Consider the following 23,849-nt stretch of genomic DNA (forward strand, 5'->3'; position numbering starts at 1 on the left):
GTTACCTATGTCAGGTACTTCAATAGGTGACAAAGCAGGGCTCGAATATGGCGGTTGAGACGATAAATTCGGCAACAGACGCGGCAGGACTGGCCGCGATGATTTCCCATGCCGCCGAACAGACGGGCGATAAAAGCCGAGGACCTGCCCCTGTCGAGCGCTGGAATCCGCCCTTTTGTGGTGATCTGGACATGGAAATCCGGGCTGACGGCACATGGTTTTACATGGGTACCCCCATTGGCCGCGCGCCATTGGTGCGGCTGTTTTCCACCGTTTTGCGTAGGGATGAGGACGGCAAGACCTATCTCGTAACACCTGTGGAAAAGGTGGGCATCCGCGTCGTGGATGCGCCGTTCATCGCGGTGGAGATGAATGTGGGCGAAAAAGATGGTGCGCCGCTTCTGACCTTTCGTACCAATGTTGGTGATGTCGTGGAAGTGGGGCATGAACATCCCTTGCGCTTCGAAATTACCGGCGAAAACAAGGAGTTGAAGCCCTATCTTCTGGTGCGTGGACGGCTTGAGGCTCTTGTTTCGCGTGCGGTCATGTATGACCTGGTGGAACTGGGCGAAGTGATTGAAATCGATAGAAAAGAGATGTTTTCCGTGCAGTCCGGTGGAGAAGTTTTTCCTGTGATGCCCGCCGATGAACTGGATGCGCTTTCCCGATGACAGCAGATGTAATTGAGTTTTCTGCAGCCGATTTCCGGCGTCGCGTGCTTTCAGAGGGCGAAGGCGTTGCCGAGCGCGAGGACGCGGATCATGGCGATCATGTTCTCAACCCCGGTGTGCAGCTGATAGGTGAGGGCATTCGTTTGAAGGATGCTGCCGTGCTGGTACCGGTGGTGGATTACGGCGATGAGGCGCGGGTCATTTTTACCCAGCGCACGTCAACGCTTCGCAAGCATTCCGGCCAGATTTCCTTTCCCGGTGGCGGGATTGACAAGGAAGATCGCTCGCCGGAAGACGCAGCACTTCGTGAGACGGAAGAGGAAATCGGTCTATCCCGTTCCTATGTCGAAACCGTCGGGCGATTGCCGGATTATATTTCTGGTACCGGTTTCCGCATCAAGCCGGTGCTGTCAGTGGTCAAGCCCGGCTTCGATCTCACGCTCAACCCGACCGAGGTGGATAATGTCTTCGAGGTGCCGCTGTCTTTTCTTATGAACCCTGACAACCACCAGCGCGGTAGCCGCATGTTTCAGGGGAGGGAGCGGTTTTTCTACGAAATGCCCTATGGCGACCGTTACATTTGGGGCATTACGGCGGGCATTATGCGCAGCATTTACGAGAGGTTCTATTCATGAGCAACATTGCCGGACAAGACTGGTTTTCAAAACCGGCTCTTCAGCGGATTTTGGCGCTTTTGAATGCCGATGGCGGCGAGGCGCGTATCGTCGGTGGTGCTGTGCGCAACGCGTTGATGGGCATGCCCGTGGGCGATATCGATATGGCTACGACGCTGCCGCCGCAAGACGTTGTTGAGCGCGCCAGGGAAGCTGGCATCAAGGCCGTGCCAACCGGTATCGAGCATGGCACCGTGACGCTGGTTCTCGATGGCGAGGGTTTCGAAGTCACCACCCTTCGCCGTGATGTAGAAACCGATGGTCGTCATGCGCAGGTGGCCTTCGGCACCGACTGGACCGAAGACGCCGAGCGGCGGGACCTCACCATCAATGCGCTTTATGCCGACACCTCCGGTGACGTGATCGACCTCGTCGACGGCTTGGCGGATATCGAGACACGGAATATCCGCTTCATCGGTGATGCCCACCAGCGCATCGCCGAAGATTATCTGCGCATTTTACGGTTCTTCCGCTTCTTCGCGCATTACGGCTCAGGACGCCCGGATGCGGACGGCCTGCGGGCAAGTGCGCGGGCCAAGGACAAGATTTCGACGCTGTCTGCCGAACGCGTCTGGAGCGAGATGAAGAAGCTGTTGGCCGCAGACGATCCATCGCGCGCGCTTTTGTGGATGCGCCAGTCCGGTGTTTTGGCGCAGGTTCTGCCGGAAACGGAAAAATGGGGCATCGATGCCATTCACGGGCTGGTGACTGCCGAGCAGGCGCTTAGCTGGAAGCCGGACGCGCTGATGCGGATATCTGCCATTGTGCCGACAGATGCAGAGCGGGTGAGTGCGATGACGTCAAGGCTTAGAATGTCGAAAGCAGAGGCCAAGCGTCTTGCACAGTGGGCGTCCGCTCCGGCCGTCGATCCTGCTATCACAGATGCTGCATTTGATCGTCTACTTTACCGACAGGGTGTTGAAGGCGTGGTTATGCGTCTTAAGCTGGCATTGGCAGCGGCTCGCGCATACGTCTCTACAGGCGACGCGGCCATGCAGAAGATCGCCCGTTTTTCAAATTTGTTGTCACGTGCGCAGAAATTTGAAAAACCAAACTTCCCGCTGACCGGCGCAGATGTTCTATCGGCAGGGGTTACACCTGGACCAAAAGTCGGAGAGATTTTGGGTGAGCTTGAAGAAAAATGGATTGAATTCAACTTTTCACTCGACCGGGCAGCGCTGACCGCCCGGCTTGAAACCTTGTTGAAAAATCAGGCCTGAACGTTATTTTCGTTGTGAATACGTTTCTTGATATTCTGCACCATATTCTCGCGGATGGCGGTTTCGCCGTGCGCCTGTCGTAAATGCTCAACGGTTCGGCGTACGACTTCTGCATCCTCATCAGCGCGTGTATGCCACTCACAACCCGGCACCAGGGTTCCACATTCGAACAGTCTCATATTGGCCTCCCATTATGAAATTTCAAAGCAGAGCTCCTTTTGAAGCTCTGCTTTGATGATCAACAAACGGGTTGGGAAGGCATATGTTCCGGGCAGCCCTTATTCCGGATGCGCCCAGCAATGGAAGACAGATGATGTCGCTGCTGCCGGTACGCGACTGGAAACAGCCTTGTCGTCATTTGCGGCGGCGTCGTTTGCAAGCTTGCGCTTGACCTGCTCCACGTAAAAGGAATGCGGCAGTTCGCGATCTCCAGTGGCACGCATTTCTGCGGCCAGACGATCGATCAATTCGGATGTTGTTATGGCCCGTGACTGGTCTCGACCAATCGTGGAAATAGGCATGCTGTTCGGTGTCGTCATGACGATAGCTCCTCCACTCCATCAACGGCTTGGAGACTATCATCGGCCTTGTTTTTTAATAAGAGCTAATTTTCCAAATTGGGCGTTCACACAGTCGAAAAAAGCCAAATTTTTCGTGAGCTTCAGGGCCAGCGCACCACAGGCGGAAGTGAAGACAGGATGGAATCGACATTGCCGCCTGTCTTGAGGCCGAAAATCGTGCCGCGGTCGTAGAGAAGATTGAATTCGACGTAGCGGCCACGGCGAATCAGTTGCTCATCGCGGTCTTCTTCGGTCCATGGCTGGTTGAAATTGCCGCGGACGATCTTGGGGTAGGCCAGATTGAAAGCGCGCCCTACATCCTGCACGAAAGCGAAGTTGGCGTCCCAGCCTCCCTTTTCCTCGTCCGGGTGCAACCAGTCGAAGAAGATGCCACCGATGCCGCGTGGTTCGTTGCGGTGCTTGAGGTGGAAATACTCATCGCACCATTGCTTGTAGCGTGGGTAGTCCGCAACGGCATGCCTGTTGCAGGTGATCTCGAAGACACGGTGAAAAATCTGGCTGTCGTTATCATCCTGCGTGCGGCGTCTGTCGAGCACCGGCGTCAAGTCCGCGCCCCCACCGAACCAGTGGCTGGAGGTCACGACCATGCGGGTGTTCATGTGCACGGCTGGAACATTGGGGTTCACGGGATGCGCGATCAGGGAAATACCGGATGCCCAGAAACACGGGTCTTCTTCCGCGCCCGGTATCTGGCCACGAAATTCCTGCGAAAACTCGCCGTGGACGGTGGATGTATGGACGCCGACCTTCTCGAAGACGCGGCCTTCCATCATCGACATGACGCCGCCACCGCCTTCGCCGTTTTCGCGCTGCCATTCCTTTCGCACGAAACGACCGGGCTCTTGGTCGGCAAGAGGGCCCTGCAACTCGTCTTCAAGGGTTTCGAAGGAGGTGACGATGGTGTCGCGCAGGCTTTGGAACCATGCCTGGGCCAGCGCCTTCTTGTCCTCGATGTCGTCGGGCAAGCCTTTTGGCAGTTCTGGCCGTTCCATATCGATCTCCTTGGGTCGAATCGTTCCGTTTTCTTCGGTTTAGCAGCCACGCACGGCAGACACAAATTCGACTCGCCAAGCAGGCGTCCACGCACTATCTTTTGAACAGAGAGGTGAATGTCATGGCGAAATTTACCGGCCCGCCGCCACTGGATGGCTTGAAACGCAGGCTCGATGCGCACCGGCAGAACCGTGCCGCTGGCGGACGCAAGAACGACGGACAAGGTATGTTCGTGCGCCAGACATTCTGTCTGACGCGGGAAGAAGCGCGCGTCAAAGCGAAAGAATGGTTCGACGAGTATCCAAAAGCGGCTTACTGGACCGAGGTGGAGAGCTGGCGACCGCTGGAAGGCGACCACATAGAATTTACCATGCGCCGCCTGCCATCTGCCGACTAGATCACACAGCTTTGTCTGTCGCCCGCAGGCGGCTTTCTCCCAGCACGCCACCCTGATCCAGAATGGGGTGAGCGACGGATACAATGTGAGCGTTGATACGCTTGAGGTCGCGCAGCATATCCAGATGCAACGAACTTGTTTGCAGACTTTGCATCAAGCCATCGCGCAGACGTTCCAGATGCCGTCCTGACGACCGCTTTTCCAGCCGTCTTATATCGATCTTGATTTCCATGAGGCGGCGGGCGAGGTCGAAATCGCCGGTCACGAAAATGCTCTGGGCCGCGCGCAGGTTCTCGATGGTCATGTCGAAGAGCGTTTTCAGCTCATCGTAACCCTCATCCGAAAACTTGAAGCCGTTGAGGATTTTCTTGCGGATCTGTTCGCACAGACCCTTCTCGATGATATCGCCAATGTGCTCGAGATTGATGGCGTAGTCGATGATGGTGATTGAACGGCGGGCATCGTCTTCATCCAGCCCTTTTCGGCCAAGCTGGGAGAGATAAATCTTTACGTCCTGCTGGCGCGTATCGACTTTCTTTTCAAGCATAATGATCTCGGCCAGCGGGGCAAGATCGTTATGCTTGAATGCGTTCTCCGCACGGATGAGCATACGCTCGATGGTATCGCCAACGACCAAAACTTCGCGTGTGGCATTGGCCAACGCCACCACGGGCGTATCAAGTGCGTTGATATCGAGAAAACGGGGGCCTTCTTCGGTCTTCGGATCATCAGGCACGATCTTTGCCATCATCTCCGACATAAGCCCGGAAAACGGCCAAGCCAGAGTGGCCAGCGCCAGATTGAAGATCAGGTGGGCATCGACCGGTAGCATGTTTTGCGCCAGTGGAAGCTGTTGCAAAAACATTGCTCCATATCCAGCCAGTGGGAGGGCTATGAGGCAGCCAACTGTCCGCACAATAAGATTGCCGATGGTGATGCGTCGGGCCGATGCGGGCGCTGAGAGCGTTGCGACCACAGGCGGTATCGCGCCGCCGAGATTGGCACCGAGAATAAGGACGATGATCAGCCCCGTGGACAGAATGTCGGCGGATGCTAAGGACAATATGAGGACCACGACGGCAAGGCTTGAGGAGGAGACGAACGCCAGAACCGTCGATAGCAGAAGCGCCACGGGCCATGCGCCATCCAGAAGCCCTATAAATGCGCCAAGAGCCGGGGAATCGCGCATCGGCTCGGTCGCAGCACTCAGCAGGTGCAGCGATAGCAGCATCAAACCAACGCCGACCAAAGCCGTGCCGCCGCCCTGACGCGCCGTCGAGGTGCCCTTGCGCAACACGATGCCAGTGAGAATAAGCATTGGTGACAGCCACGCGACGCCGTTGGCGAATATCCACGCCGTCACGGCGGTGCCGATATTCGCGCCCAGTAGAACGACCTGTGCCATGCGGGGCTTTATAAGATCGCGTTCCGCAAAGGACGCGACCGTTAGGGCTGTCGCAGTCGAGCTTTGCAGGGCGATGGTGGCTAGAAAGCCGGAGAGCAGCGATCGTGGACCGCTTTTCGTTCCGGTCGCCAGCACCGTGCGCAACTTGACGCCAAAGGCGCGGGTAACGCCATCCTTGACCTGCGCGAGGCCGAAAAGCAGAAGCGCGACAGCGCCCAGCAGATTGACGATGATGATGGTGGATTGCATGCTTGGTCGCCCTCCTTCCGTCAGTATTTGTAGTCTGAGCGCCCTTCCTTGCCCGAAACCTATACGCTTTCGGACGACATGCGTGGAAAGGTTACGGAGGTGGGAATCTTTAGTTGGCTAATTAATATAGGCCTGAAATACTGCAGCGTACAGGAGTATTTGCGACATTTTGGATTAGAAAGGCGATAGGTTCAGCGCCAGGCTGTCTGCCGCAAGGCCTCTCCTGACATCATCGCTGCCGACATGGCGACATTGATGGAGCGTTGACCTTCGATCATGGGAATGATCAGCCGCTCGTCGGCTTTTTCGTGGACGTGATCCGGCACGCCAGCGCTCTCGCGACCAAAAAGCAAAATGTCATCAGGACGGTAGGCCACGTCGACATAGGGCAGGGCTGCCTTGGTCGACGCAAGAAGCAGCCTGCGACCTGTGGAGGCACGCCATTCTTCGAAGCGCTCCCAGTTGACGTGGCGGGTCAGTGATGCCGTGGTGAGATAGTCCATGCCCGCGCGTTTCAGATTGCGGTCGGAAATATCGAACCCGGCAGGCTCGATAATGTCGACGCCGATGCCCAGGCAGGCCGCCAGCCGAAGGATTGTGCCGGTGTTGCCGGGAATGTCCGGTTGATAGAGGGCGATCCTGATATTTGGCATGGTCAAGTCTTTCTTGTCGTCATCGCGGGGCCTTATCACGTCACAGGCAAGGTCGAAATAAGCAAAGCGACGCAAACCGGGGCGCTGTTGTTGCACAGACACACTCGCGTGTTACGGAGTGTTTTGCGATACTTAAGGTGGTTTGGTGCTGGTCAATGCTTATTTTTTGAGCTAGAAGAGCGCATCTTCAACACCAGCCACGGAGGTTCAGATGAATAAGCTTGTTCGATATCGCCTCCCGGCCATTGTAACGGCCTTGCAGGCTTAGGTGTTTTCGGCGGTTGATCCGCTTTTCCATTTCAATTCGTCATGTGGCTGTTGCGGCCATATCCATGTTATTCCCGTGATGGCTGTGGGCGTTTTTTGTCCTCGTGCTGCTCTTTCGGGATCATTATGTCCGGAGCTTGGCCATGTTCGGCTGGTTTGAAAAACGTCTCGACCCATTTCCCGCATCCACGCCTGTCGTGCCCCCCAACAAGCTCTTGCCGTTCATGTGGCACTACATCAAGCCAGCGGCACCCTGGTTGCTGCTGCTGGGTTTGATGTCCATGGGCATCGCGGTTGCAGAAGTGATGCTGTATCAGTTCCTCGGCAATATCGTGGATTGGCTGTCATCTGCAAACCGCGAGACCTTCCTGCAGGATGAGGGCTGGCATTTGGTCGTCATGGCGGCCATTGTGCTGGTGGCCTTGCCCTTGATGGGCTCCATCCACACCATGACGATGCACCAGACGCTGGCTGGAAACTTCGGCATGATTGCCCGCTGGCACATGCACCGTTTCCTGTTGCGCCATTCCATGACGTTTTTCGCCAATGAGTTTGCGGGCCGCGTTTCCACCAAGGTCATGCAGACAGCGCTGTCCATTCGTGAAGTGGCGTTGAAAATCATTGACGTGTTCGTCTATGCCATCAGCTTTGTTTTCTCGATGCTGTTCATGGTCGCGGCGGCGGATTGGCGGCTGGTTATTCCGCTGGTCGTCTGGCTGTCCATTTACATTGCGATTCTAACCTACTTCGTACCGAAACTCGGTCGTCTTGCCAGCGAGCAGGCGGATGCACGTTCCTTGATGACTGGGCGTATCGTTGACAGCTACACCAACATCGCCACCATCAAGCTGTTCTCCCATGCGGGCCGTGAAGAGGTCTACGCGCGTGAAGGCATGAGTGTGTTTCTGGACACCGTACACCGGCAGATGCGCAAGATTTCCGCCTTCAACATCGCCATCGACATCAACAATGCGCTGGTCATGTTCTCTACGACGTCGCTTGGCCTTTATTTCTGGCTCACTGGGTCGGTCACGGTCGGCGCTCTGGCTGTGGCCATCGGCCTGTCCATGCGTGTCAACGGCATGTCGCAGTGGATCATGTGGGAAGTCACATCGCTGTTTGAAAACATCGGCACAGTCTATGACGGCATGAGCATGATGACCAAGCCGCATGACATCCTCGACAAGGCAGATGCGCCAGCACTTTCCGCACCCAGGGGTGAGATACAGTTCGATGACATCCGTTTCCACTACGGCAAGAACAGGGGTGTGATCGAGGGGCTTTCGCTCGATATCAAGCCGGGCGAAAAGGTCGGTCTCGTTGGCCGTTCCGGCGCTGGCAAGACGACGCTGATGAACCTGCTGTTGCGGTTTTACGATCTGGAATCCGGTAAGATTCGCATCGACGGGCAGGATATTTCCACGGTGTCGCAGGATAGTCTACGCTCGCTGATCGGTGTGGTCACGCAGGATACCTCGCTGCTCCACCGCACCATCCGCGACAACATCGCCTATGGCCATCCCGGCGCGACGGACGAGGAAATCATTGCTGCCGCAAAGCGTGCCAATGCGTGGGACTTCATCGAAACGCTGGTGGACATGCATGGTCGCCACGGGCTGGATGCGCAGGTCGGTGAGCGCGGCGTGAAGCTGTCTGGCGGCCAGCGCCAGCGCATCTCCATTGCCCGCGTGTTCCTGAAAAACGCTCCGATCCTGATCCTCGACGAGGCAACGTCTGCGTTGGACTCCGAAGTGGAAGCGGCCATTCAGGAAAACCTGTTTGCCCTTATGGAAGGCAAAACCGTCATCGCCATCGCCCACCGTCTTTCAACACTGACGGAGATGGACCGCCTGATCATTCTCGACATGGGCAAGATTGTCGAGGCTGGCACGCATACGGAACTGGTTGAGCAGGGTGGTATCTACGCCGACCTGTGGCTGCGGCAGTCCGGTGGTTTTATCGCGGAAGAAGAGCCCGATATGAAGGTGGCGGGGGAGTAGCTCCCCGTTTCCGTCACCCCGTATGAAGTGCGGGGTGACGGAGTATGGCGCAACCATTACCAAAATATAATCTCACTCCCGCTTTGCCCGCCCACTGATTCCACCTATATCGAAATCATGGCCATTACCCGTATTTTTCGTTTTTTTGAGAACTGGATCAAGCCCTTCGCCCGCAAGGATGATCTGCGTCCGCCGGAAGATACCTTTGCTTTTATCTGGTTCTATCTCTCCCAGGCAAAAACGCCCTTCTTCGCCATGCTTGTACTGGGTGGCATGACGGCGGCCATCGAGGCGGCGTTGTTCTGGTTCGTCGGGCGGCTGGTGGATATTCTGGCCACGGTCAAGCCGGGTGAGGGCTGGGCCGGGTTGATTGCAGATCACGGCTACGAGCTGGCTGGCATGCTTGTTCTGATCGCCGTCGTGCGCTTCGTCGTCACCATGATAACAGCGCTGGTGGATCAGCAGGTCATTACGCCCGGCTTTTATAATCTCGTACGCTGGCAGTCCTATATGCATGTGGCGCGGCAATCGTTGACCTTTTTCCAGAACGACTTTTCCGGCCGTATCGTCACCAAGGTCTGGTCTGGTGGGCAGGCGGCGGGCGATCTGGTGACATCGCTGATGGAAAGTGTCTGGTTCGTCGGTATTTATTCGGTCTCGATGCTGTTTCTGATCGGCGGGCTGGACTGGCGTCTGGCCGTGGTGGTTCTGGTCTGGGTTGGCATATTTTCCCTGCTGGCGCGCTATTTCGTGCCGCGCATCAGGAAACATTCCCGAGAGACGGCAGAGGCCGCCTCCATGCTTTCTGGCCGTATGGTCGATGCCTACAGCAACATCCAGACGCTGCGGCTGTTCGGACGTGACGACGCCAATGATCGCTATATGCGGGAAGGCTTCGACACGTTCCAGAGCACCACGATGATGTTCACGCGCTTCATAACCGGCGTGCGCGCATCCATGGCTCTGTTGTCAGGCATCATGATTACGTCGATGGCAGCTCTCTGCATCGATCTGTGGCTTTCCGGCAGGATCAGTTCCGGCGCGGTCGCCTTTACGCTGGCGCTGGTTCTGCGACTGAATTTTCTGCTGGGTCGCCTGATGACGCAGTTCAACGGCATCATGCGCAACTTTGGCACCGTGCAGAATGCCGCCGAGCTTATTTCACAACCCATAAGCCTTGTGGACGTACCTGGCGCGCCTGCGCTGGTCGTCTCCAAGCCCGGCATCCGCTACGAAAATGTCAGCTTTCACTACGGGCGATCCAAAGGCGTCATTGATCATCTGAGCCTTCATGTCGAGCCGGGTGAAAAGGTGGGGATCGTCGGCCGGTCGGGTGCGGGAAAATCCACGCTGGTCAATCTCTTGCTGCGATTTTACGATGTCGAGAAGGGCCGTATCCTGATCGACGGGCAGGATATTGCGAAGGTTAGCCAGGAAACGCTTCGCGGCCACATCGGCATGGTGACGCAGGACACGTCGCTGCTGCACCGTTCCATTCGCGACAATATCATGTTCGGGCGCATGGACGCCAATGATGAACAGTTGCTGGAGGCGATCCGGCGGGCCAAGGCGGATGATTTCATTGCGCAACTGGAAGACCAACGCGGCCGCAAGGGGCTGGACGCGCATGTGGGCGAGCGTGGCGTGAAGCTTTCCGGTGGTCAGCGACAGCGCATCGCCATTGCCCGCGTGATGCTGAAGGACGCGCCAATTCTCGTTCTGGACGAAGCGACCTCGGCGCTGGATTCCGAGGTTGAGGCGGCGATCCAGAGCAATCTGGATGAGTTGATGCGCGGCAAAACCGTGCTGGCAATCGCCCACCGGCTTTCCACCATCGCGGCTCTTGATCGCCTGATCGTCATGGATGCGGGGCGGATCGTGGAGCAGGGCAAGCACGGCCAGCTGGTTGCGAGCGGCGGGCTTTATTCAGAGCTTTGGACGCGCCAGTCCGGCGGGTTTCTGTCTGCGGATGATGTTGCGCCGGTTTAAGGTGCGGCAATCACGAAATCGGCCACCAGCCCATAATGGTTGGAGCCGAGGCTGTCCGGCAAACGCTCCAGCTTCATCAAAGTCGCGGGCTTTCGAGCGAAGATGTGGTCGATGGCAATGCCGAACTGCCTGGCTTCCACCGGCCATGTTGCCGGTTCCCACGGTGCTTTCTTCAGATCGGTCGCCAGCAGGAAATCCTGCATATCGGGCGCAATGCTCGCAGAATTGAAGTCACCACCCAGAATCAGTGGGTCCGTGACGGACGAGAATGCGGACCGGATGCGGCTCAGTTCGTTGCGGTGGTATTCATCGAAGTAGGGCTTTGCCAGATGTGCGGCTGCGAGCGTCAGCTTCACGCCATCGACGTCGATCATCGCCATGGCAAATCGTTCGCGGCTGACGTAACTCAAGCTGCCGATGCGGGCATTTTCAAGCGGTCGTTTTGACAGGATCAGCAGATCGCAAGACTGCACACCCTCGCCACAGCCAATCCGGTAGGGGTAGATTTGGCTCAGGCGCGGCAGGACGCTTGTCAGCGCTGCGGCCTCCATGACGTAAACTGCGTCGGCATTCGACGTAAGAATAGTGTCGGCGATTGATTCGGCATTGCGCGAATTTTCCATCAGCACGTTGAAAGACAGCAGCCGGAAGGGTTTCGCCCCTGTCGGGGCAAATGCGTCTGTCACGAATTCCCGATGCATATAAACCGCATGGGCGCAAAGCATGAGAGCCCAAACCAACAGCACGATAAAGACGCGCGATCGCAGGACGATAAGGCACGACAACGCCGCGAATGCAGCCAGAACGGCAATGTGAAGCTGGAAGCTGTTGACGAAGGCCAACAGCCAGGAATCCATGAGATATCGGATACTTATGACGAACAGCGCAAGGAAGAGCGCAGATGCTGCGACGCAGGCGAGCCTAGCTTTCAAAATCAAAACCTCAGTTGTCGGCTCCCGTCGCTGTGATTATCACGCGCCAATGTGCCGCACAATGTTGCAGGATGGACAGCTCGGTCGGAAAAGGCAGAGAAAAATGGCTCGGAAGGCAGAATTACGGCAGCTTTGTGTGCTTTCCTCTTGCCAAGGTCCGGCATATTTTGCGATCAAGCAGAATAGGCGCGAATTTAATCGTCGCGCAGTGACCGAGACTTGGGGGATCGAGTTTGTCTTGGATCAAAACAGAGCTGGAGGACTCATGCGACTTTCAACGAAATCAGCGCAGAGGATGGTGTAGCGGTGAGTGAGCACGTTAATGATCATGACGCTACGGGTGAACCGACCCGTCGCGATTTTCTTTATCTGGTGACAGGTATGGCAGGCGTTGTCGGCGCAGGTGCGGCCGTCTGGCCGTTCATCGACCAGATGCGCCCCGATGCGTCCACGTTGGCGCTCGCCTCCATCGAGGTGAACGTGGCGAGTGTCGAGCCTGGCATGTCCCTGACGGTGAAATGGCGCGGGAAGCCTATCTTCATCCGCAACCGCACTCAAAAAGAGATCGACGAAGCAAACGCCGTTAAGCTGACGGATCTGAAAGATCCGGTTGCGCGCAATGCCAACCTCGATCCCGCAGCGCAGGCGACCGACGTTGATCGTTCTGCCGGTGCTGGCAAGGAAAACTGGATCGTGATGGTCGGTTCCTGCACGCATCTTGGTTGTGTTCCGCTGGGTCAAGCCGGCGATTTCGGCGGGTGGTTCTGTCCCTGCCATGGCTCGCACTACGATACAGCGGGCCGCGTTCGCAAAGGTCCGGCGCCGGAAAACCTGCATATTCCGACCTTCGCATTTTCATCCGATACCGTGATCAAAATCGGATAAGGGGACATTTGAAATGAGTGGTCATTCCAGTTACCAGCCCTCGACCGGTATCGAAAGATGGGTCGATTCTCGCCTGCCGCTGCCGCGCATGATTCATGACAGCTTCATATCTTACCCGGTGCCGCGCAATCTGAACTACGCTTACACGTTCGGCGCGATGCTCGCCGTCATGCTAATCGTGCAGATTCTGACCGGCGTCGTGCTGGCCATGCACTATGCCGCCGAAACGACGGTTGCGTTCAACTCTGTTGAAAAGATCATGCGTGACGTCAACCACGGTTGGCTGTTGCGTTACATGCATGCCAACGGCGCATCGTTCTTCTTCATTGCTGTCTACCTGCACATCGCCCGTGGCCTCTACTACGGTTCCTACAAGGCGCCGCGTGAAATCCTCTGGATACTCGGCTGCGTCATCTTCCTTTTGATGATGGCAACCGGCTTCATGGGTTACGTTCTGCCTTGGGGCCAGATGTCGTTCTGGGGCGCTACGGTTATTACGGGCTTCTTCACCGCGTTTCCGGGCGTCGGTGAGTGGATTCAGCAGTTTCTGCTCGGTGGCTTTGCCGTTGACCAGCCAACGCTGAACCGCTTCTTCGCGCTGCACTATCTTCTGCCCTTTATGATCGTGGGTGTCGTTATCCTCCACATCTGGGCACTGCATGTGACAGGCCAGACCAACCCGACTGGCGTCGAAGTGAAGACCAAGACGGATACGGTTCCGTTCACGCCCTATGCAACGTTGAAGGATGCGCTTGGCGTTTCCATCTTCTTGCTCTTCTACGCATATTTCGTCTTCTACATGCCGAACTTCCTCGGTCACCCCGATAACTACATCATGGCTGACGCGTTGAAGACACCTGCGCACATCGTGCCGGAATGGTACTTCCTGCCGTTCTACGCCATGCTGCGCGCCATCACCTTCAATGTCGGCCCGATCGACTCGAAGCTTGGCGGCGTTCTTGTGATGTTCGGTGCCATCGTGGTGCTGTTCTTCCTGCCTTGGCTGGACACGTCGAAGGTCCGCTCCGCTGTCTACCGTCCATGGTACAAGATGTTCTTCGCGATCTTCGTGGTGAACTCCATCATGCTCGGCTGGCTGGGTTCGCGCCCTGCAGAAGGCCTCTACGTTGCCCTGTCGCAGCTTGGAACGGTTTACTACTTCGGCTTCTTCCTAATCATCATGCCGCTTCTCGGTCTGTTTGAAACGCCAAGGCGTATTCCGAATTCCATCACCGAGGCTGTTCTGGAAAAGAACGGCAAGGCCGCTGCAGCCCCTGCGGCTGCGGTGAAAATATGAGTGCGAGAGGGACGATTACAATGAAAAAGCTTGTAACGAGCATCGCGCTTATCGCTGTCATGAGTGGTTTTGGTTCTGCGGTTTCGGCCGCAGAAGAAGGTCATGATCTCAAGGCGCAGACTGAACATGCAATTGCGGGCGGGCACTTCCCGATCCTCAAGCCGCAAGAAGAAAAATGGTCTTTCGCAGGACCTTTCGGCAAATACGACAAGGGCCAGCTTCAGCGTGGATTGAAGATCTACAAGGAAGTCTGTTCCGCCTGCCATTCGATGAACCTCGTCTCCTTCCGTACACTGGAAGGTCTGGGTTACTCTGAAGATCAGGTCAAAGCCTTTGCTGCCGAATATGAAGTGCAGGATGGACCTAACGCCGATGGTGAGATGTTCTCGCGCAAGGCTGTTCCATCCGATCACTTCCCTTCGCCTTATCCAAACAAAGAAGCGGCTGCGGCATCCAATGGCGGCGCCGCTCCTCCAGATATGTCACTTCTGGCCAAGGCTCGTGGTGTAGAACGTGGTTTTCCGCAGTTCGTGTTCGATATGATTCCGGTTGTCGGTGGTTATCAGGAAGGTGGACCTGACTATATCCACGCCCTTCTGACCGGCTATCAGGATGCGCCTGCTGGTATCGAAGTTGCCGAAGGTACGCACTACAATCCGTATTTCGGAAGCGCGATAGCGCTCAAGATGGCACCGCCGATCAGCAAAGATCAGGTGACCTATGATGATGGCACTCCGCAGACGCTGGACCAGTATTCACAGGACGTCTCCGCGTTCCTTATGTGGGCTGCAGAGCCGCATCTGGAAGAACGCAAGCGCACCGGCTTCATGGTCATCGTGTTTCTTCTGATCTTTACGGCACTGATCTACCTGACGAAAAAGTCCGTATATTCCAGAAAAGAACACTGATTGGTTCTATTCAACGCCTGATACCAGCCCTCACGGTTCATCCGTGGGGGCTTTTTGTTGTTTGGAAGCAGGCTCCCGCTTCGCATGGATGGGCATTTTCTATTGGTGCGCAACGTGCGAGTTGATAAGGTCGCCCGACGTTCAATTTATTCAGAAACCATCGGACATTCCATGACTGTTATTGCTTCGGAGCTCTCTGCTGCCATTCGCTCCATTCCTGATTATCCCAAGCCGGGGATCATCTTTCGCGACATCACAACGCTTCTCGGCAATCCGCGTGCGTTCCGCCGTGCGGTGGACGAATTGGTTCAGCCTTATGCCGGAACGAAGATCGACAAGATTGCGGGCATGGAAGCGCGCGGCTTTATTCTCGGTGGCGCGGTCGCACACCAGCTTTCCGCAGGTTTCGTGCCGATCCGCAAGAAGGGCAAGCTGCCGCACACCACCGTTCGCGTAGCCTACAGTCTGGAATATGGCGTGGACGAGATGGAGATGCATGTGGATGCCGTGCAGCCCGGCGAGAAGGTCATTCTGGTCGATGATTTGATTGCCACCGGTGGTACGGCTGAAGGTGCCGTTAAACTGCTGCGGCAGATGGGGGCGGACATCGTCTCCGCGTGCTTCGTCATCGACCTGCCGGATCTGGGTGGTCGCAAGAAGCTGGAAGATCTCGGCGTAGAAGTGCGCACGCTGGTGGAATTTTCCGGGCATTGAGCCAAGAGCGTCTGGTCATCCCAACCTCAATACATCGATCTTATCGCGATGGCTGCGGAAGGCTCAATTTTAGCAACGGACTTCGGAGTGTTTATGAGTAATTTAAAGGATATCAGATCGAAGATTTTCCGATCACTGTGGTATTTTTTAACAAGGCCAAAGCCATGGGTCGAACCTTCGCTGCAAGGCCGCAAGGTTGTAGTGGTTGGTTCGGCTCCACACTCATCCATGCCTCTCGGTTTCGACCCGTCATATATGACGATATCGGTCAACGGCTCGCAGATTGTCGCGAAAAAATGGGGTGTGGAAAAACCGGATATAACGTTGATGACGTTCAACCAAATTGAAGGCACCAACACCAACGCAAAAGAAGTCCGACGCGTACTGGATGGCGAAAGAACCGGAAAGCTTTATCTGTTGTTGTGGCAGCACAGCAAAAAACGGCTCATGGCCGGCCTTACTCGCTTCAACTACAGATATGACGACCTTTACATCGCTGGCCGCAATCGTCGCATTGCGCTTGTCCATGCTATAACCGGCAAGGTGAATTTGGAGATCGAGCGTCAGGCAAAGTTTTCGAACGGTGTCATCGGTGTCATGCTGGCGCTCCAGAGTGGGGCAGAGGCCGTGGTGATCGCTGGCATAAATCCAGCCTCGAAGGGACATATCTATAATGTCGAAAACCTGGACAGAGGCCATAGTGGACCGGACCTTGCTGCATTGATGGAAATGCGGAGAAAAGGCCTTCCGGTTTACACTGCGGACCCTGATGTTGCCGAAGCGACAGGCCTGCCATTGTGGACTGGTAGTAACTGACCAGCAAGGTCTGGCCGAACCGATCGCACCCAACTGGCGTTACTCGAATTCCAGAACATTGCTCTCGAAGGTTACGACCGCCTTGCCATGCTGGTTCACGCCCTCGTTGAGCGCTGTATTCATATGCATACCTGGCCGGGATGCGAGCGGGCGAGACGCGATCATGGTTGTGAAATAGGTCACGTCGTCACCCGCATAGACTGGACGTAGCCATCTGAGATTGCGAAAACCGGGCGAGGGGCCAAGTTTTGGCGGCTCTATCCCTTCTGCGTGCAGCCTCGCAACTTCCTGTACCCAATAGTCCAGAAAACATTTCATCCAGGAGGCACTGGTCTGCCAGCCGGAGGCGCAGAGCCCTTCGAAGATCGAGTTTTTTGCTGCAGCGGCGTCCAGATGGAAGGGCTGCGGGTCGAATTTCTCGGCGTAGCGAATAATGGATTCAGCTGAGAAATGCACAGTGCCGAGTTCGATTTTGACGTCACTTGGGTATAGCTCGATGAACCTCATGATGCGGCCCTCTCGGTGCTGGTGGCCAGCATCGCGTTCAATTCCACAACGCAGACCGTTTCGCCGCGCTGGTTCTGCAATTCGTGCCGCAGTTTGACGACACCCATCTCAGGCCGGGATCGAGACACACGCTGCTCCAGGACCGTCGATGTTCCACTCAGCGTGTCCCCGGCAAGCACGGGCCTCTTCCATTCGACGTAATCGACACCAAGCCCTGCCTGAGAGGGGGACTGACCGAGGTAGCTGTCCACCGTCATGCGCATCAACATGCCACATGTGTGCCAGCCCGACGCCGCGAGCCCGCCCAGAATGCTTGCTTTACCCGCTTCTTCGGACAGGTGCATGGGTTGCGGATCGAATTCAGTGGCGAAGTCGATGACCTCGTCCGCGGTCACTGTTTTGGGTCCAAGCGGAAAGCTCCGACCTGGCGTGAAATCCTCAAAAGCATATTTCACCGGCGAACTCCTCCTTCGCTGAGATGTGTTTGCCAGCGTAGCGTAACTCTATCTTTTACGTAAAGGTAAAAATTGGTGGGGGACCGGCTGATGTCGGTGACTTCAAATGAATAGGCCCGCGACGAAGCGCGGGCCAATATGGCTGATGGAAGTCGGTTCAGGTGTTGAACCGGAAGTGGATCACGTCGCCGTCGTGAACGACATATTCCTTGCCTTCGTCGCGGCCCTTGCCCGCTTCCTTCGCGCCGACTTCGCCCTTGAAAGCAACGTAGTCGTCATAGGCAATGGTGAAGGCGCGGATGAAGCCGCGTTCGAAATCGGTGTGGATGACGCCAGCAGCACCCGGTGCCTTGGTGCCGCGCACGATAGTCCACGCGCGCGTTTCCTTGGGCCCTACGGTGAAGTAGGTGATGAGGTCGAGCAATTGGTAGCCGGCACGGATCAGACGGTCGAGACCGGCTTCTTCCAGACCCAGAGCCGAAAGAAATTCTTTCGATTCTTCGTCAGGCAGCTGCGCGACTTCCGACTCAATGGCTGCGGAAATGATCACGCATTCCGCGCCTTGCGCCTTTGCCATTTCGGCCACGGCCTTGGTATGTTCGTTGCCATCCACGGCATCGGCTTCCGCTACGTTGCAGACGTAAAGCACAGGATGCGAGGTCAGAAGGTTCAGACCCTTCAGCACTTCGATCTCGTCATCTGCAAGTGTCTTCAACAGCAGGCGGGCAGGCTTGCCGTCGTTCAGCAGCTTGATGACCGCCTCCATGACGGGCAATTGCGCCAGCGAATCCTTGTCCTTGGAAGACGCACGCTTGCGGGTCTGTTCCACGCGGCGCTCAAGGCTTTCAAGGTCGGCCAGCATCAATTCGGTTTCGATCGTATCGGCATCGCCGACCGGATTGATGCGACCTTCGACGTGGGTGATGTCATCGTCTTCGAAGCAGCGCAGCACGTGAACGACGGCATCGACTTCACGGATGTTGGCGAGGAACTTGTTGCCCAGACCTTCACCCTTGGAAGCGCCACGCACCAGACCGGCAATATCCACGAAGGAGATGCGGGTCGGGATGATTTCCTTGGAGCCTGCAATATCGGCCAGCACCTTCATGCGCGGGTCCGGCACGGCCACTTCGCCGGTGTTGGGCTCGATGGTGCAGAAAGGATAGTTTGCTGCCTGAGCCGCCGCCGTCTTCGTTAGCGCATTGAAGAGTGTGGACTTGCCGACATTCGGCAGACCGACGATACCACATTTAAAGCCCATGGCTTGAACCTGCCTCTATTTAAAGAATTCCGTTAGCGAGCCTTTTGCGGAAACGGTCGAGCAAGGTCAAGCCTTGTTGCGGCAAACCATCCGGATTCCCCGCAAATGAAGCGGTTATACCGTTGCCTGACCCAAGCCGAACCAAGCCGAAATCAAAGACCAGCCGCCATAGATTATCGCCCCGCTGGTCAGTACGGAGAGGATGGCGAGCACAAGGCCTGTCAACACCGCGAGATCATCTCGCTGCGCCAAGCCAAGCGCGATGGCCAGCACGGCAAGTCCCGGAAGCATGTTACCAAAGGGAATGGGCAGCGCAATCAGTACAGCCATCAGAAAAATGACGATGCCGATGGAGACATGCCCCAGATATTTCGCCAGCACATGGCCGCGTGGACGCAGCAATGCCTCAAGCTTCGCCAGACGGGGTGCCGCCTTGTCCGCTGTCATCTGAATAATGGTGCGGGACACCGAAAGTCGCCCTAGAAAGCCTGGCAGCACCAACCGTCGCGATCCAAAAATAATCTGGAGAGACAGAATGGCAAGCGCTGTACCAAAAATCATGCCCGCAGGGATGCCGGGTGTTGGGACGATGGCGGGAATGGCGAACACGACCAATACGAAGGCAATTGCCTGATCACCAAGCTTTTCCAGCAGGCTATCCAACGAGATTTTGTCAGGCAATCCCTCCGGGAGGCGTTTCAACGCCGCGGCCATGCTTTGGTGGCGCGATGTTTCATCCATGCGAAGTGTTTTCTGGCTGCGAGGAGACCGACCGGGGAAATGCGTTTGATTTTATCATCAGCGTGAAATGGGGATGCGGGGAGAAGTTTCAAGCAGCGAGAAGAATGCGCGCTGCAATCTTAATCCTTCTTGCCGAACATCCGCTTCAACATCTCTGCCATGGGTCCCGTTTCCGGCAGCTTTTTTGGCTGAGCGGAGTTGCGGGCCTGGTGGATGTGTGATTGCGCGGCGGGTTTTGCCGCTGTCGCTGCTTTTTTCTCTTCCGATTTGACCCCGACAGCCAGTGCGAGCTTGTTCATCAGTTGCGAGTCTTCGCCTTTGATAAGCATTTCAGCGTTGTCGGCAATAGCGTCGATTAACGGCTCCAGCCAGACTTTGTCGCTCTTGGCAAAGTCACCCAGGACATGGCCGTTCACACGCTCCTTGTCTCCGGGGTGGCCGATGCCCAACCGCAGGCGTCGGTACTCCTTTCCGCAATGGGCGTCGATGGATTTCAAGCCGTTGTGGCCGCCATGGCCACCGCCGGTCTTGATCCGCACGCGGCCAGCAACGATGTCCAGCTCATCATGGATAGCGATGATGTCAGACGTCTTCAGCTTGTAAAAGCGCATGGCTTCCCCAACGGATTCGCCGGAAAGGTTCATGAATGTCAGCGGCTTTAACAGCAGCACTTTCTCACCGGCGATTTCTCCCTCGGAAATCTCGGCCTTGAACTTCTTCGACCAGGGAGAAAAAGAGGGCAGGCGCTGCAGGGCATCGACAGCCATAAAGCCGATATTGTGCCGGTTGCTCGCATATTGCGTGCCGGGGTTGCCGAGGCCTGCAATGATGATCATGGACGTTTCCGCTTTGGTTCGATGGACAGTTGTCCTTCACCACCGAAAAAACCGTCGAGTGTCAACTTTTTTGTCTGTTGGCTGAAGTTTAAGGCCGAATAACAAGGCCATATTTTTCATAAATCCGGCGTTGGCTTCCATCTGCAATGAGGTCATCGAGTATACTCTGCATCTTACGGATCATGCCGTCAGGGACGGATGTATGGCAGGCCATTCCCAGCGTTTGGTGAGTCAAAACGATGACTTCCACGAACTCGCCCGGTGGCAATGTCCTCAAAGCACTTTCCGACATCGGCATCAGGTCGATCCGGCCCGCGTTGAGTTTCGCCAGCGTCTTGTCGAAATCGGCGCTGAGGTCGATGCGTGGAAAGCCCAGCGATTTCAAAACCGCTTCGGTATAGTCGGTACGCTGCGTCCCCACCGTATAGGCCTTGGCATCCTCCAGCGTGTTGACGCTCAGGTGCGCGCCACTGCGTGCAACCAGAATATTCCGGTCTGTATGAATAGGTGACACCCATTTGAAGCGGTGTTCGCGCTCAGCTGTGCGGGCGGCTGCGACGACGCAATGCATCGGTTCGGTTTCGGCCCGTGCCAGGGCCCGCGCCCAAGGCAGTATGGTAGCTTCGTAATCGATATCTGCGCGTTCCGATATGATCTTCAGTTGATCCATATACACGCCGGTTGGCTGCCCGTCGGTGTCGCGAAAATTGTAAGGCGGGTATTCTTCGGTAGATATATATAGGCGTTCGGCCAACACTGGCGGAGCCACTGCAAACATCATCAATGCCAGTAGGGTTTGCCACATTGACGTTCATCCTCCCCGATGAATTATGTCCCGACTTTCGCTGTGATCTCTTCGTTTTGCTGCTCGAAAGCGGCGATATATACGCTGACTGGTTGCGGTCTAGCGAAAAGATATCCCTGGCCGCAATCGACACCGATCTCCTTCAGCATCGCTTCCTGCTCACGCGTTTCAATGCCTTCGGCAATCACTATACAGTTCATCTTGTGAGAAATCGCGCTGATTCCTTCCACAAGCATACGACTTCTGTGGCTGATTTCCGGCACCTCGTCGCGTATTGAGCGCGTGAAGGACTGGTCGATCTTGACGATATCGATCGGAAACCGGTTCAGATAGCTGAGCGAAGAGTAACCTGTGCCGAAATCATCGAGAGCGATGCGGCATCCCAGTTCCCTGATGGCACTCAGCACAGCGCGGACTTGCGGGTCGTCGTGCATCAATACCGCTTCGGTGATCTCCACCACCAGCCGGCTGGGGATGATGCCATGGCGGTAGAGGAGGCCAGCAATTCGTGTCGGTAGGCCGGGCTCGAACTGCAAGGCAGAGAAATTCACAGCGACATAGACGTTTTCCAGCCCCGGAAGTTTTGAAAGAGCCGCCAGGTTACGGATAGAGTGGTCGAGAATGGCGTTGCCGATCCGCTGAATCATGCCATTTTCCTCGGCGACGTTGATGATGGCGGCGGGCGGCAAAATGCCCTTGCGCGGATGATTGAGCCGCATCAGGGCTTCGAAACCAACTGTTTCGCCATTCGTCATGTTCCGGATTGGCTGGAAGTGGGCCTCCAGCCAGTCTGATTCCAAGGCCTGCTCGATATCCTGTTCCAGTTCCGCGCGTTCCCGCGCCTCATTCATGATGGCAGGGTCGAACATCTGTGCCCCGTTCTTACCTGCACGCTTTCTATTGTACATGGCCAGATCGGAGTTCTGGAGAAGTTCGGACGCAGTCTTCGCGTGGGTTGGGTAGAGTGCCAGGCCGATACTCGCACTCAGACGGACGCTGTGTCCGATCGCGTCGAGTGGTTTGTCGAAAATGGCGCAGATTTCATCGCAGATCTGGGTGGCGCGGCTTTCCGTCGTAGGTCCGGCCAGCAAAATAGCAAACTCATCGCCACCAAGGCGAGACGCGCTGTCGAGTGGCGTCAGCAAGCTTTTCAGTCGCTCCACGAATGTCTTGAGGACGGCATCTCCGGCAGCGTGGCCGAGATTGTCGTTGATGATCTTGAACCGGTCCAGATCGATGAAAAGGCAGGCAAGCTCGGTGCCGTTTTTATCCGCCTCGAGGATTTTCTCGTCCAGGATAGCTTCGAAACCCTGACGGTTGAAAAGACCGGTCAGGTGATCGGTGATGGCCTGCAGTCGGTTGCGGTGTTCTGAACGGCGAAGCTCCGTCACGTCGGTCATGACGCTCAAGCTTTCGGAACGATGATGACTATCGCCGAGGCTCAGGGCCTTTTCTGCGATGAGGACGTCCATCAGACGGCCATCGTTGCACTGGAAGCGAACCGTCAGGTCCGGGCTGCCGGCCATTCCTCCGGTATCTTCGCTATTATGTTTGCGCAGGACAAAGCGGGCGCGATCTTCATGCGTGATCAGATCGGCAAAGCCGTGGCCCAGAATCTCGTCGCGACTATAGCCGGTCGCCTCAACCCAATAATCGCTGACGGCGGCTATCCGGTCTGCGGGATCGAGAGAAAAGAGCATCGCTGGTGTGTGATTGTAAATTTCCGTGGTGCGTCTGTGCGCCTTCTTGATTTCCTGCTCTTCGCGATCCAGTTGAATCTGCATCTCATTGAAGCTCTTCGCCAATCGCCCCATTTCATCCGTGGAACGCCAGTCGACATGGTGGCGAGACCCGAGCCGACGCGTCGCCTCGATCGCGGCGGTCAGCCTCAGCAATGGTTTCATCACCATCAATCGGTTGCCGATGATGGCGGCGGCGAAAACCGTCAGAATAGCCACGATGAAGATCGAGATGAACGCAAGCTCGATGCTGCTCATCGAGTTGAGCATGCCGACATTCTGGAAGAATACGGTGATGGATCCGACCTTGGTATCTCCATCGAGGTTTTTGTACATGATATCGCGGGTGATCGACGATGTATCGCCAGACATTGTCCGGCCCGCAGTCTGGGTAATGTCGAGTTGGCCGAACGTATCGCGCACCTTGACCATGTAAACCGCAGGGTCTGTCACAAGTGTTCCGGTTATCTGATTGATGCTGTCGTCATCGAGATCCCACAAGGGGCGGCCTAGTGCCTGCGAATTGGCGACGAGCAATATTTCAAGCCGGTCTTTCTGACTGGCAATGGAGTCATGATAGGAGAGCATCAGCACGATGGTGAAAAGCGGAGCAACCAGTGCCAGAAGGACGCCAGAAACAATTGCGATAAAGCGGCTTTCTACGGAATGGGTCATCTGTTGATACTATCGTCCCTTACCTCTAAAACCCTTGCCGCGCCAATTCCCAGCCTACGCGATAAAAAGTCCAACCCTGAAACACATGCGGTATTCACTTTTTAAATGATGCAGTTCGGTTCCCCGAACGTGCGAATATTGAAGTCCTAAACCTAAAGTTTTGACTTATCGTTTCCGGG

At 56.1% G+C, this 23,849-nt stretch carries 24 protein-coding genes; 11 read left to right on the top strand and 13 right to left on the bottom strand.

Features of this window, described 5'->3' with window-relative positions:
- Positions 1-47 precede the first annotated feature (47 nt).
- The 3 genes from ATO67_RS04450 to ATO67_RS04460 are packed head-to-tail and all read left to right on the top strand — an operon-like array spanning position 48 to position 2,565.
- Positions 48-671 (top strand): DUF1285 domain-containing protein, encoded by a 624-nt coding sequence (locus ATO67_RS04450; protein WP_067644933.1) that lies wholly within the window; start codon positions 48-50, stop codon positions 669-671.
- Positions 668-1,306, top strand: a complete 639-nt coding sequence (locus tag ATO67_RS04455) for an NUDIX hydrolase (protein WP_067644937.1) — start codon at positions 668-670, stop codon at positions 1,304-1,306. The genes ATO67_RS04450 and ATO67_RS04455 overlap by 4 nt, the downstream gene beginning before the upstream one ends.
- Positions 1,303-2,565, top strand: coding sequence for a CCA tRNA nucleotidyltransferase (locus ATO67_RS04460; RefSeq protein ID WP_067644941.1), 1,263 nt, complete (start codon positions 1,303-1,305; stop codon positions 2,563-2,565). The genes ATO67_RS04455 and ATO67_RS04460 overlap by 4 nt, the downstream gene beginning before the upstream one ends.
- Here ATO67_RS04460 and ATO67_RS04465 read toward each other — a convergent pair.
- From ATO67_RS04465 to hemF, 3 genes are all read right to left on the bottom strand, one after another.
- Positions 2,556-2,744 carry a DUF1059 domain-containing protein gene (locus ATO67_RS04465; RefSeq protein WP_067644944.1) on the bottom strand — a complete coding sequence of 63 codons (189 nt, stop codon included), beginning with the start codon at positions 2,742-2,744 and terminating at the stop codon, positions 2,556-2,558. The two genes, ATO67_RS04460 and ATO67_RS04465, sit on opposite strands and share 10 nt — an antisense overlap.
- Before the next feature lie 99 nt (positions 2,745-2,843).
- Positions 2,844-3,104: a hypothetical protein gene (locus ATO67_RS04470; RefSeq protein WP_067644947.1), complete on the bottom strand. Its 261-nt coding sequence runs from the start codon at positions 3,102-3,104 to the stop codon at positions 2,844-2,846.
- A 122-nt stretch (positions 3,105-3,226) separates the two neighbouring features.
- Positions 3,227-4,138 carry an oxygen-dependent coproporphyrinogen oxidase gene (gene hemF / locus ATO67_RS04475; RefSeq protein WP_067644951.1) on the bottom strand — a complete coding sequence of 304 codons (912 nt, stop codon included), beginning with the start codon at positions 4,136-4,138 and terminating at the stop codon, positions 3,227-3,229.
- 122 nt (positions 4,139-4,260) lie between these two features.
- On the opposite strand from hemF, the gene ATO67_RS04480 reads away from it, so the two are divergent.
- Positions 4,261-4,536: a hypothetical protein gene (locus ATO67_RS04480; protein ID WP_067644954.1), complete on the top strand. Its 276-nt coding sequence runs from the start codon at positions 4,261-4,263 to the stop codon at positions 4,534-4,536.
- Between the two features lies 1 nt (position 4,537).
- On the opposite strand, the gene ATO67_RS04485 is transcribed toward ATO67_RS04480, so the two are convergent.
- Both ATO67_RS04485 and ATO67_RS04490 read right to left on the bottom strand, forming a co-directional pair.
- The gene (locus ATO67_RS04485) at positions 4,538-6,190 is read right to left on the bottom strand and encodes a Na/Pi cotransporter family protein (protein WP_067644956.1); all 1,653 of its coding nucleotides are present in this window, start codon (positions 6,188-6,190) and stop codon (positions 4,538-4,540) included.
- A 191-nt stretch (positions 6,191-6,381) separates the two neighbouring features.
- A complete protein-coding gene (locus ATO67_RS04490) occupies positions 6,382-6,843 on the bottom strand; it encodes a tRNA (cytidine(34)-2'-O)-methyltransferase (RefSeq protein ID WP_067645605.1) in 462 nt (153 codons plus the stop codon).
- A 410-nt stretch (positions 6,844-7,253) separates the two neighbouring features.
- On the opposite strand from ATO67_RS04490, the gene ATO67_RS04495 reads away from it, so the two are divergent.
- Positions 7,254-9,110 (top strand): ABC transporter ATP-binding protein, encoded by a 1,857-nt coding sequence (locus tag ATO67_RS04495; protein ID WP_067644959.1) that lies wholly within the window; start codon positions 7,254-7,256, stop codon positions 9,108-9,110.
- Positions 9,111-9,227: 117 nt separating this feature from the next.
- Positions 9,228-11,099: an ABC transporter ATP-binding protein gene (locus ATO67_RS04500; RefSeq protein ID WP_067644962.1), complete on the top strand. Its 1,872-nt coding sequence runs from the start codon at positions 9,228-9,230 to the stop codon at positions 11,097-11,099.
- Here ATO67_RS04500 and ATO67_RS04505 read toward each other — a convergent pair.
- Positions 11,096-12,031, bottom strand: coding sequence for an endonuclease/exonuclease/phosphatase family protein (locus ATO67_RS04505; RefSeq protein WP_067644965.1), 936 nt, complete (start codon positions 12,029-12,031; stop codon positions 11,096-11,098). The two genes, ATO67_RS04500 and ATO67_RS04505, sit on opposite strands and share 4 nt — an antisense overlap.
- Before the next feature lie 306 nt (positions 12,032-12,337).
- On the opposite strand from ATO67_RS04505, the gene petA reads away from it, so the two are divergent.
- The 5 genes from petA (at position 12,338) to ATO67_RS04535 (ending at position 16,651) form a co-directional block, all read left to right on the top strand.
- Positions 12,338-12,916, top strand: a complete 579-nt coding sequence (petA, locus tag ATO67_RS04515; RefSeq protein WP_067644971.1) for a ubiquinol-cytochrome c reductase iron-sulfur subunit — start codon at positions 12,338-12,340, stop codon at positions 12,914-12,916.
- Positions 12,917-12,929: 13 nt separating this feature from the next.
- Complete coding sequence (locus tag ATO67_RS04520; protein WP_067644974.1) at positions 12,930-14,213, top strand: cytochrome b; 1,284 nt, start codon at positions 12,930-12,932, stop codon at positions 14,211-14,213.
- A gap of 20 nt (positions 14,214-14,233) precedes the next feature.
- Entirely contained in the window at positions 14,234-15,121 is an 888-nt protein-coding gene (locus ATO67_RS04525) for a cytochrome c1 (protein ID WP_067644977.1), read from the top strand.
- A 171-nt stretch (positions 15,122-15,292) separates the two neighbouring features.
- Positions 15,293-15,835: an adenine phosphoribosyltransferase gene (locus ATO67_RS04530; RefSeq protein WP_045019026.1), complete on the top strand. Its 543-nt coding sequence runs from the start codon at positions 15,293-15,295 to the stop codon at positions 15,833-15,835.
- Positions 15,836-15,883: 48 nt separating this feature from the next.
- Positions 15,884-16,651, top strand: coding sequence for a membrane-anchored protein (locus ATO67_RS04535; RefSeq protein ID WP_245303833.1), 768 nt, complete (start codon positions 15,884-15,886; stop codon positions 16,649-16,651).
- A gap of 39 nt (positions 16,652-16,690) precedes the next feature.
- Here ATO67_RS04535 and ATO67_RS04540 read toward each other — a convergent pair whose 3' ends face one another.
- The 7 genes from ATO67_RS04540 to ATO67_RS04570 all read right to left on the bottom strand — a co-directional run bounded on the left by ATO67_RS04540 (position 16,691) and on the right by ATO67_RS04570 (position 23,670).
- Positions 16,691-17,158: a MaoC family dehydratase gene (locus ATO67_RS04540; RefSeq protein WP_067644983.1), complete on the bottom strand. Its 468-nt coding sequence runs from the start codon at positions 17,156-17,158 to the stop codon at positions 16,691-16,693.
- On the bottom strand, positions 17,155-17,613 hold the full coding sequence (locus tag ATO67_RS04545; RefSeq protein WP_245303836.1) for a MaoC family dehydratase: 459 nt from the start codon (positions 17,611-17,613) through the stop codon (positions 17,155-17,157). The genes ATO67_RS04540 and ATO67_RS04545 overlap by 4 nt, the downstream gene beginning before the upstream one ends.
- Before the next feature lie 157 nt (positions 17,614-17,770).
- Positions 17,771-18,874, bottom strand: a complete 1,104-nt coding sequence (gene ychF, locus ATO67_RS04550; protein ID WP_067644989.1) for a redox-regulated ATPase YchF — start codon at positions 18,872-18,874, stop codon at positions 17,771-17,773.
- 114 nt (positions 18,875-18,988) lie between these two features.
- Complete coding sequence (locus ATO67_RS04555; protein WP_067644992.1) at positions 18,989-19,615, bottom strand: exopolysaccharide biosynthesis protein; 627 nt, start codon at positions 19,613-19,615, stop codon at positions 18,989-18,991.
- A 119-nt stretch (positions 19,616-19,734) separates the two neighbouring features.
- Positions 19,735-20,451 carry an aminoacyl-tRNA hydrolase gene (pth, locus tag ATO67_RS04560; RefSeq protein ID WP_067644995.1) on the bottom strand — a complete coding sequence of 239 codons (717 nt, stop codon included), beginning with the start codon at positions 20,449-20,451 and terminating at the stop codon, positions 19,735-19,737.
- A gap of 88 nt (positions 20,452-20,539) precedes the next feature.
- The gene (locus ATO67_RS04565; RefSeq protein ID WP_067644998.1) at positions 20,540-21,256 is read right to left on the bottom strand and encodes a substrate-binding periplasmic protein; all 717 of its coding nucleotides are present in this window, start codon (positions 21,254-21,256) and stop codon (positions 20,540-20,542) included.
- A 23-nt stretch (positions 21,257-21,279) separates the two neighbouring features.
- Positions 21,280-23,670: an EAL domain-containing protein gene (locus tag ATO67_RS04570; RefSeq protein WP_067645002.1), complete on the bottom strand. Its 2,391-nt coding sequence runs from the start codon at positions 23,668-23,670 to the stop codon at positions 21,280-21,282.
- Positions 23,671-23,849 lie beyond the last annotated feature (179 nt).

The sequence above is a fragment of the Agrobacterium bohemicum genome (assembly GCF_001562555.1).
In the GTDB taxonomy this organism is placed as follows: Bacteria; Pseudomonadota; Alphaproteobacteria; order Rhizobiales; family Rhizobiaceae; genus Agrobacterium; species Agrobacterium bohemicum.